Origin of the sequence: Dyadobacter sp. Leaf189 (assembly GCF_001424405.1) — a bacterium.
Classification (GTDB): domain Bacteria; phylum Bacteroidota; class Bacteroidia; order Cytophagales; family Spirosomataceae; genus Dyadobacter.
In genome coordinates, this window is the sequence record NZ_LMPS01000004.1 from 1,115,695 (window position 1) to 1,128,626 (window position 12,932).

Annotated in this window: 13 protein-coding genes; 10 read left to right on the forward strand and 3 right to left on the reverse strand. The window is 43.6% G+C overall.

Annotation, left to right across the window (positions count from 1 at the left end):
• The first annotated feature begins 99 nt into the window (after nucleotides 1–99).
• Nucleotides 100–645 carry a TlpA disulfide reductase family protein gene (locus ASG33_RS13995; protein WP_056286031.1) on the forward strand — a complete coding sequence of 182 codons (546 nt, stop codon included), beginning with the start codon at nucleotides 100–102 and terminating at the stop codon, nucleotides 643–645.
• A 65-nt stretch (nucleotides 646–710) separates the two neighbouring features.
• Here ASG33_RS13995 and azu read toward each other — a convergent pair whose 3' ends face one another.
• Both azu and ASG33_RS14005 read right to left on the reverse strand, forming a co-directional pair.
• Complete coding sequence (gene azu / locus ASG33_RS14000) at nucleotides 711–1,208, reverse strand: azurin (protein WP_056286034.1); 498 nt, start codon at nucleotides 1,206–1,208, stop codon at nucleotides 711–713.
• A gap of 105 nt (nucleotides 1,209–1,313) precedes the next feature.
• Nucleotides 1,314–1,916: a DUF6962 family protein gene (locus ASG33_RS14005; protein ID WP_056286036.1), complete on the reverse strand. Its 603-nt coding sequence runs from the start codon at nucleotides 1,914–1,916 to the stop codon at nucleotides 1,314–1,316.
• A 103-nt stretch (nucleotides 1,917–2,019) separates the two neighbouring features.
• On the opposite strand from ASG33_RS14005, the gene sucD reads away from it, so the two are divergent.
• The 8 genes from sucD (at nucleotide 2,020) to gldN (ending at nucleotide 11,198) form a co-directional block, all read left to right on the forward strand.
• Nucleotides 2,020–2,898, forward strand: a complete 879-nt coding sequence (gene sucD / locus ASG33_RS14010) for a succinate--CoA ligase subunit alpha (protein WP_056286040.1) — start codon at nucleotides 2,020–2,022, stop codon at nucleotides 2,896–2,898.
• A 58-nt stretch (nucleotides 2,899–2,956) separates the two neighbouring features.
• Nucleotides 2,957–4,138 (forward strand): DUF4271 domain-containing protein, encoded by a 1,182-nt coding sequence (locus tag ASG33_RS14015; protein ID WP_056286043.1) that lies wholly within the window; start codon nucleotides 2,957–2,959, stop codon nucleotides 4,136–4,138.
• A 42-nt stretch (nucleotides 4,139–4,180) separates the two neighbouring features.
• A complete protein-coding gene (locus tag ASG33_RS14020) occupies nucleotides 4,181–4,963 on the forward strand; it encodes a uroporphyrinogen-III synthase (RefSeq protein WP_056286047.1) in 783 nt (260 codons plus the stop codon).
• 132 nt (nucleotides 4,964–5,095) lie between these two features.
• Complete coding sequence (locus tag ASG33_RS14025) at nucleotides 5,096–6,073, forward strand: type IX secretion system membrane protein PorP/SprF (protein ID WP_082489210.1); 978 nt, start codon at nucleotides 5,096–5,098, stop codon at nucleotides 6,071–6,073.
• Between the two features lie 344 nt (nucleotides 6,074–6,417).
• Nucleotides 6,418–7,491 (forward strand): SUMF1/EgtB/PvdO family nonheme iron enzyme, encoded by a 1,074-nt coding sequence (locus ASG33_RS14030; RefSeq protein ID WP_056286052.1) that lies wholly within the window; start codon nucleotides 6,418–6,420, stop codon nucleotides 7,489–7,491.
• A gap of 114 nt (nucleotides 7,492–7,605) precedes the next feature.
• Nucleotides 7,606–8,424, forward strand: coding sequence for a gliding motility protein GldL (gene gldL, locus ASG33_RS14035; RefSeq protein ID WP_056286059.1), 819 nt, complete (start codon nucleotides 7,606–7,608; stop codon nucleotides 8,422–8,424).
• 83 nt (nucleotides 8,425–8,507) lie between these two features.
• Nucleotides 8,508–10,100 carry a gliding motility protein GldM gene (gene gldM, locus ASG33_RS14040; protein ID WP_082489211.1) on the forward strand — a complete coding sequence of 531 codons (1,593 nt, stop codon included), beginning with the start codon at nucleotides 8,508–8,510 and terminating at the stop codon, nucleotides 10,098–10,100.
• Nucleotides 10,101–10,136: 36 nt separating this feature from the next.
• Nucleotides 10,137–11,198, forward strand: coding sequence for a gliding motility protein GldN (gene gldN / locus ASG33_RS14045; RefSeq protein ID WP_082489212.1), 1,062 nt, complete (start codon nucleotides 10,137–10,139; stop codon nucleotides 11,196–11,198).
• Between the two features lie 71 nt (nucleotides 11,199–11,269).
• On the opposite strand, the gene ASG33_RS25955 is transcribed toward gldN, so the two are convergent.
• On the reverse strand, nucleotides 11,270–11,872 hold the full coding sequence (locus tag ASG33_RS25955; protein WP_056286061.1) for a hypothetical protein: 603 nt from the start codon (nucleotides 11,870–11,872) through the stop codon (nucleotides 11,270–11,272).
• Between the two features lie 131 nt (nucleotides 11,873–12,003).
• Between ASG33_RS25955 and miaA the strand changes: the two genes are divergently transcribed.
• Entirely contained in the window at nucleotides 12,004–12,921 is a 918-nt protein-coding gene (miaA, locus tag ASG33_RS14055; RefSeq protein ID WP_056286064.1) for a tRNA (adenosine(37)-N6)-dimethylallyltransferase MiaA, read from the forward strand.
• The last annotated feature ends 11 nt before the right edge of the window (nucleotides 12,922–12,932 follow it).

Here is a 12,932-nt window from a genome sequence, read left to right on the forward strand (position 1 = left end):
AAGAAATGCGTCGGATTATTGTAAATCATAGTCCGGGATATTGGTTACTTTTATGGCGGTACCATTGGTACAACCTACTACTTACCAAACCATTTAGATATGACAGCAGCGGGAAAGAAAATACTTGTAGCACTATTGTTCATCATTGCCGGCACGGCCGTATACTTCGCCTTCTTCAAGTCCGCCGATGCGCCGGTCGCAACTGATCAGGAACCCGTTCAGGAAGCAGGAGAATCATCCTCGGTATACCTCACTTCTATGACAGACCTGGAAGGAAAGCCTGTGGCGATGGACGAAAACAAGCTGGTTTTCATCAACGTTTGGGCGACCTGGTGCGGACCCTGCAATATGGAAATGCCAGGTATTCAAAAGCTTTATGATAAATACAAGTCACATAAAGACGTAGCTTTTTACATTATCTCCGACGAAGATGCGGCCACTGTTAACCCATTTATTGAAAGAAAGGGATATCAGCTGCCTTTTTATCAATATACAGGGGCATATCCCTCCGCACTTGATGGCAATGCGATTCCGCGGACTTACATTATTTACAAGGGAAAAATCCTGGCGCAGGAAATAGGCGCCTCTCAATGGGATCGGCCAGAGGTAGTTGACCTGATAGAAAAACAGCTTGCGGAAATCTGAAAACCCTGTTTAACAAGAAAGGCGCTGGTATCAGCGCCTTTCTTGTTAAACATATTATCAATAGTTTATTCCACTACGAAAGTACCTTTCATCAGGGCATAGTGACCTGGGAAGCTGCAAATGTAAGTGTAAGTACCTTTTGCAGGAGCTGTGAATTCGATCGTATCGCTTTCTCCGCCACCTACAAGCTTGGTATGTGCAATGATGCTCGCCTTTTCAGATGCAGGAATGTATTCTGTTTCTCTGGCAGCCGCAGCTTTCGACCCAAATGTCGCAACGTCAACACCTGGTTTCAATAATACCCAGTTGTGACCCATTGCAGCCTTTGCAAGTTTACCAGCGTGAGTAAGGGTAAGCTTTACTTTTTGTCCCGCTTTTACCTTGATCTCTTTCAGGTCGAACTGCATTGCGTCAGTTCCTTTTATAACGATGGTTTTAACTTGTTTTGCATCGTCCACCACTGTGCCGGCAGAAATCAACTCAGCCTTAACAGGGTTCATTGTAACTGCTCCAAAAGCCAGAACTGAGGCAAGAAGCATTACGCCATACTTGGTCGTTTTCATGTTATGAGTATTAGGTATACTTGTTTAATTAAATTTAACCTGTGCAATTTACGACACGGTGTTTTAAAAAAACAATTCATTAACAATTGTTTGAAAACTAATCTGTCAGAAGAGGATTTTGTACTGATCGCGCACAGCCCGACCTACGCATAGCACTGACAAAACCATCATATAATGGTTAATATCGACAGGGTCCATTGGAATAGGAAGCTTGCCAGACTTGGTAGCTAATGCAAGGAGCATCATCGAAATAACAACCCAAAGCGCGCTTTTCAGTCTGCTGGCCAGGCCCACACAGGAGATCAGCAGGGTCACTAGAATGCAAAGGGATTTGATAATCAATCCCACATATTCTACTCTGAACCAGGTGATACAGTAAAAGAGCAGCAACCCCAGAGCTACCGTTGAAAACAGCAGAAAATTCCCGCCCTTATAGCGCATTAGAAGACACCACGATGCCGACACAAGGCATATTGCGCCCAGCGTCATCTCACCGGCAGAAGCAATTTCGCGGACGGGGTTCATCGTTTCCACTCCTGCAAAAACGAGCAGGTCCGTCAACGCGACAGCAGCGATACTGAAGAAGAAGATACCCCAAAGCCATTTCGTAACCGCAGGCTGACTATTGAAATACCTGAAAAAAATGAACAAACTGGTGCCGCTTAAAACGAGATTAGAAAATATATGGGGATTGCTAAGTAGATCCATAAACACCCATCAGATTGTCAAAAAAGCAATTTACAAATTCTGGTTACATTTTGCTACTTCGTGCTTTTCGTTCTACTTTTACCAAAAAAACTGATTTACCAACATGAGCGTTTTAGTTAATAAAAATTCTAAGATTATAGTTCAGGGATTTACCGGTTCGGAAGGGTCTTTTCACGCCCAGCAGATGATAGAATATGGTACCAATGTCGTAGGTGGTGTTACCCCTGGTAAAGGCGGACTTTCTCATTTGGAAAGACCTGTATTCAACACTGTTGATCAGGCTGTTCGTTCTACCGGAGCTGACGTGGCTATCATTTTCGTTCCACCGGCTTTCGCCGCTGACGCAATCATGGAAGCAGCTGATGCTGGTATCGGCGTAATCGTTTGTATTACCGAGGGTATCCCAACCAAGGATATGATGCAGGCGAAAGAATATATCAAAAACAAGAACTGCCGCCTGATCGGCCCTAACTGTCCGGGTGTAATCACTGCGGAAGAATGTAAAGTAGGTATCATGCCTGGCTTTATCTTCAAAAAAGGCACTGTTGGTCTGGTTTCAAAATCAGGAACTTTGACTTACGAAGCGGTTGACCAGCTGACTCGCGCAGGACTGGGACAAACTACTGCAATCGGAATCGGCGGTGACCCAATTATCGGAACAACTACCAAAGAAGCAGTAGAACTTTTGATGAATGACCCTGAAACCGAAGCGATCGTTATGATTGGTGAAATCGGCGGAAGCATGGAAGCAGATGCTGCAAACTATATTAAATCGACTGGTAATAAAAAGCCGGTTGTAGGCTTTATCGCCGGACAAACTGCTCCTAAAGGCCGCAGAATGGGCCACGCTGGTGCAATCATCGGTGGTGCTGACGATACTGCAGAAGCTAAAATCAGAATCATGAAAGAGTCAGGTATCTTTGTTGCTGAATCGCCTGCATTGATCGGCGAAACGATGCTGCTTGCTCTTGGAAGAAAATAATCTACATTTAAGCATACTACCTTTAAGAGGGCTGGGGAAACCCCGCCCTTTTATAATTATGAAGTCCGTATTCACACGCACCAGTTGGGCTTTCTTTACGGCATTTATGTTTTTCGCGACCGTTGCATTCAGTGCAGCTAAGGTCACGCTCCCCGAACGCTATTTCCCTGTTTACAATTACCAGAATGATTGGCTTGTTTATAATGCAGCCTATAAAAACTACGTCCCCTACTCGCAGGGTGTTGACGAGGATTCCCGTTCTGTAAGTCTATACATTGATCTTGTTAAGAACCGCAGGTATGCATTGCTGCTGACAGCCGAAACGGAGAGCTACCTGTTCATCGAAGGTGCACTGCAATCCCGGATTGACCCCGGCCAATGGAGGGAGCTCAGCATTGACAGTCTGATTAAAGTTTACAGAAAGGACGAATTGCTGGTCACGATCTATGGCGGTCCGGGAACTGAGGACAAAGCGGCGTTATTGTGTCACAGAAAAAACAGCGCTGATGCAGCTACGCTTACCAGTACTCGGCCCAGCTTTATTAATATTAAACCCATTTCATTTTCACCGTTCGGTAATTTCGCAGTGCTGGCTTTGGTACTGATCCTGATATTGAATGCATGGATTTTCAACCTGAACCCACTCTCATTCATCCGGCTGATCAATCCCATTGAGTTTTTCAACGGTGACCCCCGCGAGCAGATTTCGAAAATCAACAAACCTTACAGTAATACAATTATCTTTTTCGCGATCATCACCGCGATGTGGATGAGCTTTTTACTCCTGTTTTTTGCCAGTAACAGGGTTAATCTGTTTTCGGTAAACAGCATACTATCGGAGAAATCAAACACACTCATGATCTTCGCCGACTTTCTGATTATCTCTACGTTGTTTTTTGTACTTACCTACGTCAAATACATTTGCATGTTGCTGGCTGGAAATATGCTTAATCTTGACAAGCAGGTTGATGTTTTGTTTATCAAAATAATACAATCCTCTTACATGTTCTACGGGGCGTTCTTTCTTATCATTTTCGGAATGAGCTTTAACCAGATGAACTGGATCTCGGATATGCGGGCATACATTGTGATACCCTTTCTGTTTTTCTATATAGGCCGTTTCATTGCATTGTACGTGGTCACCAAGCCGCCTGGCGCGTTGATTAATCTGTATTTATTTTCGTACCTTTGCGTTATTGAAATCATCCCGCTCATCGTTAGTATGAAATTTGCCTTATAATCAGACAAAGATGAGTTTGGAACAAACTAATGAGGATTTTACATGAGTGATACTATCAATTTTGATCAGGAACGGCTTAAAAAGGTGACCAGCCTGCTAGTAAGCCAATCCAGACCCGCCGACGAAAATTCACCCTATTACGAATTAGCCCGAAAGTATAATATCAAAGTTGATTTCCGGCCTTTCATTCAAATTGACGGAGTTTCATACAAAGACTTTCGCAAGCAAAAAGTCAACATTCTGGATCACACAGCGGTTATTTTTACAAGCCGCAACGCCATTGATCATTTTTTCAGGATTTGCAACGAGGGACGTATTGAGGTTCCTGCAACGATGAAGTACTTCTGTATTTCGGAACAAACTGCCAATTACCTTCAGAAGTACATTGTAATCCGGAAAAGAAAGATTTTCACAGGTACAAAAACTGCGTCGGAGCTGATTGAACTGATGCGGAAACATAAGAAAGAGAAGTTTCTTTATCCGTGTTCTGACGTAAGAAAAAGCGATATTCCGGAATTTGCAGATACAGAAGAGTTCCACTTTCAGGAGGCTACCATGTATCAGACTGTCTCTTCCGACCTTTCTGATCTGGAAGACGTATATTATGATATCATTGCATTTTTCAGTCCGTCGGGTATCAAGTCGCTGTTTGACAACTTCCCTGACTTCAAACAAAACTATACCCGCATAGCAGCATTTGGCCCTACAACCGCGAAAGCGGTGGAAGATGCGGGCCTTGTACTTGACATCCAGGCGCCGTTACCAAATGCGCCTTCAATGACCGGCGCGCTTGACCTTTATATCAGGCAGGCAAACGGCATATAAGCTTAAAATTCAACAAAAAAGCCCTGGAAAATTTCCGGGGCTTTTTTGTGTTTATATCAATTTTTTTAAGCAATATGCGTTATAAATCAAAACTGAAAACCTTCGGTTGATTCCCTAAACAAACCCAAAAGTATGACTTTGAAGTTTACTATAAGGAGTAATAAAAATAACCGGTTACTTGCTATTTTATTTTTGCTTCCCTTTGCTGCTGTTGCTCAGAAAGACGCGCAGTTTAGTTTATTTTCTTTGAACCAGCTTTACCTTAATCCGGCAGCTGCGGGCGCGGATGGTCTTACCAAGTTTCAGCTTACACACCGGACACAATATGCAGGTTACCAGGGAACAAACCTGACGGACGAAGGCGGCGCATTGTCAACGCAGCTGTTCTCTTTCAGCATGCCGATCAAGAATTTTGGCATTGGATTTTACGCACTGAATGACCGAAGCGGGCCGCGCACGGATCAGGATTTCAAATTGTCTGCTGCTTATCGTATTCCATTAGGCGGCGGGAATTTTCAGGTAGGTGCAAGCGCCGGACTTTTTCGCCAGGCGATTGATTATGGAAAGCTGCGCGCCAGAGACCCGGACGATCCATTGATTCAAACGGGTGTGATTTCGGAAATAAATCCTGATGTAGCAGTAGGTGTACGCTACGAAGCTGATGCATTTTATGCTGGAGTGTCTTTGAACCACCTGCTCAAACCAAAATACCAACTTGGTTCAGAAACAGGCACCAATCCATTGCCCCGAACATTATATTTCAATGCGGGTGTAAACATAGAACTGGGTTACTTACTTGATATACAGCCCATAGTACTTGTAAAATCTGACATCAGCACGGTTTCGGTAGAAGGCGGAGCTACTGTAACTTACAACAAACGCTACTGGATCGGCGGTACCTATCGGCAGCAGGATACTTACTTTATATTAATGGGAGGAATTTATCTGCTTCCGGATCAATCGCTGAGATTATCAGGCGCGTATGATCTGGTATTAGGCGGCGACCGTACCAAGTCACCTTCCTCTTTTGAAGTGATGTTGTCCTATGCATTACCATCTCCTAAGTTTGGCAAGAAAACGATCATCAGGACACCGCGATTCAGATTCTAACTGCCAACTCGAAAGTTTGCAATATTCAATTTTTTAGTATTAAAATACCAGCATTGGCACATTTACCTTGGTTTTTTACAAACCTGTAACTACTTCCTCTAAGGCAGTTTGTTAAACTTTAATTTATATTTGTAAAATTATCGACACTTATACCAATTCTCTTTTTCTTTACGTTAAGTCGATAAGTCTGGATTTAGCAGCTTTGGGAGCATATTTATTTCCCTTCGGTACTCGCTGGATCAGCCCGGAGCAGATTAGTTTTTTGTCTTTTTCAATTATACTATACAGAATCAATTATCGTTTTTAGGCTAGCATTTTATTATCTAAAATTTTACAAAACCACTATGAATGTGAAAGTGTTCTATCGGGATGGAGTCAAAAGTCTGCTTTTGATAGCCGCTCTTATGCTCATGCAGAGTTGCGGATTTATCAAGAGTAAGTTTGGCAAGGGAGGAAAAGAAGAAAGCGGTATTCAAAATGGAGAAATTACTGCAACTGCCAGAAAGGGCTTTAAACAGACTACTCCTGCAGGAATGGTGGTAATCCCTTCGGGTTCGTTCGTAATGGGACAAGCCGATGAAGATATTGCATCTTCTATGAACAACATGAACCGTCGTGTGACAATCAGCTCATTCTTTATGGATGATACTGAAATCACAAACAACGAATATCGTCAGTTCGTGAATGCACTCCTTGTTGACTCTGTATCTGTGTTGGGCGAAGAAGAAATCATGTCCAAGTATTACCCTGATACTACAGTATGGAAAAAAGATTTTGCCTACTCCAATGGAGATCCATTTGTAGAATATTACTATCAGCACCCGGGATTTGATACTTACCCTGTTGTTGGTGTAAGCTGGCTTGCTGCACAGTACTTCTCCAAGTGGCGCACCAATCTTCTTCACGATTTTCAGAATAAAGAAGGACAGTTTAATTCTACAGGTTTCCGTCTACCTTCAGAAGCAGAATGGGAATGGGCAGCAAGAGGCGGACGTGCAGTTGCGAAGTATCCATGGGGTAACCCTTATACAATGAATGCGAAAGGATGTTTCCTTGCTAACTTCAAACCACAAAGAGGTAACTACGACGCAGACGGATATCCATATACAGGTCCTGCAAACGCATATAACCCTAATGATTTTGGTCTTTACAATATGGCAGGAAACGTAGCTGAATGGACTTCTGACGCATATACTGACAATGCTACCGCGATCGTGTGGGATATGAACCCTGAATACGACAATCCTGACGAGCCTCGTAAAGTTGTAAAAGGCGGATCGTGGAAAGACATTGCTTACTATCTGCAAACAGGAACAAGAACTTTTGAATATGAAACTGAACGTCGCGCTTTCATCGGCTTCCGCTGCGTGATGGATAATGTTAACGACCGTGGAGGTGCCCGTGCCAGACGTCGTTAGTAGTAACATTAATATATAAGAGAAGCAGTGTTTTATACCCTGCTTCTTTTTTTCGATCCCCTCGAACTCATAGTATTTATTTCAATTTATTCACTGTAACCATTTTTGATTCGTATGGCTAAGAATAGCGGACCTAGTTTTGTTTGGGATAAACTGGTACCAACAATATACAGCGCCGGTGCTGCCGTCGTGATTTTAGGAGCTTTATTTAAAATTCAGCACTGGGACGGAGGAAGCGAGATGCTTACTCTTGGTCTGGGTACTGAGGTAATCATCTTTTTACTTTACGCGTTGCAAACATTGACTCAGTCTACCGACAGAGATCCGGATTGGACAAGAGTGTATCCTGAGCTTGCAGACGATTACAACGGACCTGCAATTACCCGCGGCACAACAACCCAAAGCAGCAACATTACTGCCAAGCTTGACAATATGCTTGACAATGCTAAGCTTTCCCCGGAAATATTTGACAGCCTTGGCAAAGGATTCAGAAACCTTTCTGAAACTGTTGGTAAAATCACTGATCTGACTGATGCAACTGTTGCTACCAATGATTACGCAAGAAATGTGAAAACTGCGTCAACAGCGATCAGCGATATGAATAAATCTTACGGAGTTGCTATCAATGCGATGACTTCTATGGCAGACGCTACGAAAGACGCACAGTCATACCGTGAGCAGTTCCAGCAGATCACTAAGAACATGGGCGCATTAAACGCAGTTTATGAGCTTGAACTTCAGGATACTACAAAACACCTGAAAGCAATGAATGCATTCTACGGTAACCTTACTGCCGCAATGGAGAATATGGCAGATGCCACCAAAGAATCACAAGTATTCAAAAGTGAAATGTCGAAATTGACAACCAACATTTCCTCTTTGAATGGTATTTACGGCAATATGCTTACTGCAATGCGTGGCGGAAACGCGTAAAAACCCTTCTGACAAGCTTTTGTAATTTGCAGAAGCTTGTCTCCCCTAAATTATTTAATCACTGAAACCGATTACTGAATAATATGGCAGGTGGAAAAGAAACACCCCGTCAAAAGATGATTGGAATGATGTATCTGGTACTTACAGCGATGCTCGCATTGCAGGTAAGTTCAGCCATTATAGAAAAATTCATTCTCTTGAACAATTCTTTGGAACTGTCCTCAGGCGCAGCCAATAAAATCAACCAGGAAACAGTACTTAAAATAAAGGCGGCTGTCGAAAAAGCAGGAAACCGCTCGGCAGATCTTGCCGTTTTAAAGGAAGCAGACCAGGTTCGTCAGTACACATCCGAGATTACAAATTCGATCAATACATTAAAGCAGGAAATCATCACCAGTGCAGGTGGCGGCTTGAATGAGGAGGGCGCGATTAAAAATCCGCAGGAAGAAGGTAAAGTAGCAGAATTGATGGTGGGAGGTGCTAAAAATGGAAAAGCATACCAGCTGCAGAAAAGCCTCAACAGCTTTACTGCACAATTGAACCAACTTACACCTAACAAATTTCAACCTCTTGCACTGGACGGAAATCAGGATCCTGTGGCAAAAGGCAACAAGGAACAACGTAATAAAGATTTTGCAGAATTGAACTTCGCGCAAACTCCTGTTGCAGCTGCTCTTGCAGTACTAAGCCAGAAGCAAACGGATATTCGCAGAATGGAAGGTGAAGTTTTGAATTATCTCGCAAGTAAAGTTGGTGCTGCCGACATTAAGTTTGACCGGGTACTTGCTATGGTAAGTGCAGATGCGAAGACTGTGGTTGCAGGTACTAAATTCAAGGGTCAGATGTTTATCGCTGCTTCGGCAAGTGGTATCACCCCAAGAATGAGCTTGAACGGATCGCCGGTGAAAGTTGAAAACGGAATTGGTTTAATCGAGTTCACTGCACAAGGTGGCGGATACAATGCGGAAGGACTTGCAAAACGTGAACTTCAGGCAAGAATTACCATCCCTACCCCTTCTGGAAGAGATACTACTTATACCATGAATCAGGAATACTTCGTGGTGAAGCCAACCTACCAGATCGAAACAGGAACACTGCCTCCATTGTACTTTGGTTGTGCGAACAAGCTGAGTATTCAAAGTCCTGCATTAGGCGCTCTTTGGGCTCCTAGCTTCTCGACAGATGGCGGCGAGATTATTCCAAGCGGTCAGAAAGGTAAATTTACTATTGTTCCAAACAGAGCTCAGTTGAACATCACTGTAAGCAATGCGGGCAATGTACTTGGATCGGAGCCTTTCAGAGTTAACAGGGTACCGAAACCATCACTGGAAGTAAGGGTTAACGGAGCTCCGTTTGATGAAAGAAAAGGTGCACCTGCAACAGGCGCCAGAAGCATTCAGGTAGTAGCTATTCCTGACGAAAGCTTTAAGAACTTCTCGCCTGAGGATGCGCGTTTCAGAGTGTCTCAGATAGAGGTATCTCTTGCGAGAGGCTCGCGTCGTATCAATGGTGTAACGCTTTCCGGATCAGGCGGTTCTATCTCTTCACTGGCACAGCAGGCACAGCCAGGTGACCGGTATGTTATTTCGATTCTCAAAGTAGAGCGCCAGAACTTCAAAGGTGCAATCAGCGAGGTCGAAATGGGAACCCAAACTCGCCAGGTTACTTTATACTAAGACATTATTTTTGTCGTTGATTGGACAATACAACTTATGCACGATATGAGAAGAATGAATGGAAAAACGATTGCATGGTCTTTATTATCCTTGTCCCTGATTTCAGGGTCTGCATTCGCACAGGAGAAAGAGGATTCGACTGCTAATGTTTTCTCGTCACGTCCTATTGCAGATGGAGATGTGATGATGAAAAGGACGCTTTGGAGAAGGGTGGATCTTAAAGAAAAGCAGAACATTTCCATGTTCTCAAAAAACAATGAGATTACACGTTATCTATTGGATGCTGCAAAAGCAGGGCTGATTGATGCATATACAAATGATTCCTGCGCAACAAAGATCACGGGTGACGAACTTCATAAACGTATTCTGATCCCTAATCAAACTGCGGGATTATCTGCAGAAGAGATCGCCGCAGGATTTGGTGCACCTGCTAAAACAGATGATGGCTGGGGCGCTAAGCCAGCAGCAGAACCTGCCAAGCAAGCACAGCCTGCTGACGATAGCTGGGGTGCAGCTGCAAAGAAAGAGGCCGAGCCGGTAGATGATGGCTGGGGTCCTCCAAAGAAGAAATCAACCAAAAAAGGTGCTAAAAATGCGCAGGTAGCAAAAGAAGAGCCGCCGGTAGTTGAACAACCTAAGCCGGATTCAACATCTTTTGACACGCAGGTAGCAGCAACTGAAGAAGAGTACTTCCCTGAGCAGCTTAGCATTCTGGAGATCAAAGAAGATTGGACTTTTGACAAGAAGAGATCAAGACTTTACAACGATATTCAGACGCTTACGATCATCCTGCCTGCTGAACAAACAGCTACTGGCTTGGAGATTCCTGTTGCTTCTTTCCGCTACAAAGACGTAGAGAGATTGTTCAGAAGCGATCCTAAGAAGTATATCTGGTACAACACGCATAACACAGCGCAAAACAAGAACCTGGCTGACGCATTTGACCTTCGCTTGTTCTACGGAAGGATCACCAAGTTCTCAAATGCAAACGATAAAGCGTTTTTAGATATCTATAATGGCGAAAAAGAAGCGTTGATCAAATCCCTTAATTACGAACAAGAGTTAATGGAGCTGGAACACGGTCTCTGGGAATATTAAGAGAATGATAGTAAAAAGAGAGAGCCGAAATCGATTGATTTCGGCTCTCTCTTTTTATAAACGATCGTGAGTTACTTCTTGCGGATCACCTTTACATCAGCTTCCGTCAAACCAAGTGCCTTAACTGCTTCGTCGTAATTTTTCCAGTTTACATTCGCATTTTGTTTACCTGCATTGAGAGCCGGGATAAATACTACACGAACCTCTTCAAATGAACGTTGCGGGTTATCTGCCGCAGAAGTTCTGAAAATAGGGAAATACAAACCATTCCCGTCAATCTGGTAGTAATAGCCGTAACTAATTGCTTCGTCTTCAAAAAGTACATACCCAGGAACCGGGAAGTAAGCGCCATTGTCTTTCAAAAACACCTGGAACATCCCCTTCTCGAAACTAAGTATCTCCTCGTCGGTGGCATCAGCAAAAAAGGCTGTGTCCCCAACAATCATATTTCCTGAAGTGTCGGTTTCAATCTCACCCATAAATGCGATAACAGACCCTGACATACCACTGCCCGTTCCATCCTCGCCATCTTCACCGGCAGGGCCAGCAGGACCCGCGGGGCCGGCTGCACCAGTATCTCCTTTCGGGCCGGCTGGACCTTCCGGACCTTCGCAACTGCTAACTGCTAGAACCATCACTCCGATCCAGGCAAATAGTAATAATTTTTTCAACATAGTTGTTTACGTTTAGAATGTGAATTGAAAAGAAAAGATTTAAAATAAATACGCAAGGATTTGTTAAAGTGACGAAGCCTAAGCAGTTTGACCCATAAATTATAGAAAAAAAGTCACTAATCCTTCTCGTAATGCCGAATACCGGAAAGAAAAAGCTTATCGTAATTGCAGGCCCGACGGCTGTTGGAAAAACAGCATTATCAGTGAAATTGGGACTCGATTTAGATACAGAAATAATCTCTGCCGACTCCCGTCAATTCTTTCGTGAGCTGAACATCGGTACTGCCAAACCGAGTACGGAAGAACTCCGGCAAGTTGTTCATCATTTTATTAACTCCCATTCCATTCAGCAAACATACAGTGCGGGAGACTTCGAGCGCGATGTAATCAAGCTCCTGAAAGCGCATTTTGAGCATTCTGACTATATGATCATGACAGGCGGCTCGGGATTCTATATAAAAGCTGTACTGGAAGGCCTGGATGATCTTCCGGCACCTGCACCAGGGCTGCGCGAGAAATTAACTGATAAGTTAGTCGCAGAAGGCTTGGATGTTCTTCAAAAAGAGATTGCTGCTGTTGATCCGGGTTTTGCTGCTACCAGCGAGCTATCCAATCCACAAAGGGTGATTCGTGCGCTTGAAGTATATTATACAACCGGCACGCCAATCAGTGAGTACAAATTAAGGAATGTGAAAAGTAGGGATTTCGAGCCCATTTGCATTGCAGTGAATCGCGACCGTACAGAACTGTATAACCGAATTGACAAGCGCATTGATATCATGCTGCAAGACGGGTTAGTAGATGAAGTAAAAAGCCTGGTTCCTTACCGCTCACACCAGGCTTTGCAGACTGTCGGCTACAAAGAGGTATTTGAGTTTCTTGACAACAAATACGATGAATCTGAAATGATCCGGCTCTTAAAGCAAAATTCAAGAAGATATGCTAAAAGACAACTAACCTGGTTCCGTCACCAGGGCGATTTCAAATGGTTCGACGTAGAAGACTATGATAATATTCGTGCATATATAAGTACTCACCTATATGCATAAAAAAATGGCGA

Excerpts from the sequence above, each read along its gene's own strand:
- ASG33_RS14005 (WP_056286036.1), bottom strand. The coding sequence starts at position 1,916 with ATGGATCTACTTAGCAATCCCCATATATTTTCTAATCTCGTTTTAAGC.
- ASG33_RS14025 (WP_082489210.1), top strand. The coding sequence starts at position 5,096 with ATGACTTTGAAGTTTACTATAAGGAGTAATAAAAATAACCGGTTACTT.
- ASG33_RS25955 (WP_056286061.1), bottom strand. The coding sequence starts at position 11,872 with ATGTTGAAAAAATTATTACTATTTGCCTGGATCGGAGTGATGGTTCTA.
- gldL (WP_056286059.1), top strand. The coding sequence starts at position 7,606 with ATGGCTAAGAATAGCGGACCTAGTTTTGTTTGGGATAAACTGGTACCA.
- gldN (WP_082489212.1), top strand. The coding sequence starts at position 10,137 with ATGCACGATATGAGAAGAATGAATGGAAAAACGATTGCATGGTCTTTA.
- miaA (WP_056286064.1), top strand. The coding sequence starts at position 12,004 with ATGCCGAATACCGGAAAGAAAAAGCTTATCGTAATTGCAGGCCCGACG.
- ASG33_RS14015 (WP_056286043.1), top strand. The coding sequence starts at position 2,957 with ATGAAGTCCGTATTCACACGCACCAGTTGGGCTTTCTTTACGGCATTT.
- azu (WP_056286034.1), bottom strand. The coding sequence starts at position 1,208 with ATGAAAACGACCAAGTATGGCGTAATGCTTCTTGCCTCAGTTCTGGCT.
- ASG33_RS14020 (WP_056286047.1), top strand. The coding sequence starts at position 4,181 with ATGAGTGATACTATCAATTTTGATCAGGAACGGCTTAAAAAGGTGACC.
- ASG33_RS14030 (WP_056286052.1), top strand. The coding sequence starts at position 6,418 with ATGAATGTGAAAGTGTTCTATCGGGATGGAGTCAAAAGTCTGCTTTTG.
- ASG33_RS13995 (WP_056286031.1), top strand. The coding sequence starts at position 100 with ATGACAGCAGCGGGAAAGAAAATACTTGTAGCACTATTGTTCATCATT.
- gldM (WP_082489211.1), top strand. The coding sequence starts at position 8,508 with ATGGCAGGTGGAAAAGAAACACCCCGTCAAAAGATGATTGGAATGATG.
- sucD (WP_056286040.1), top strand. The coding sequence starts at position 2,020 with ATGAGCGTTTTAGTTAATAAAAATTCTAAGATTATAGTTCAGGGATTT.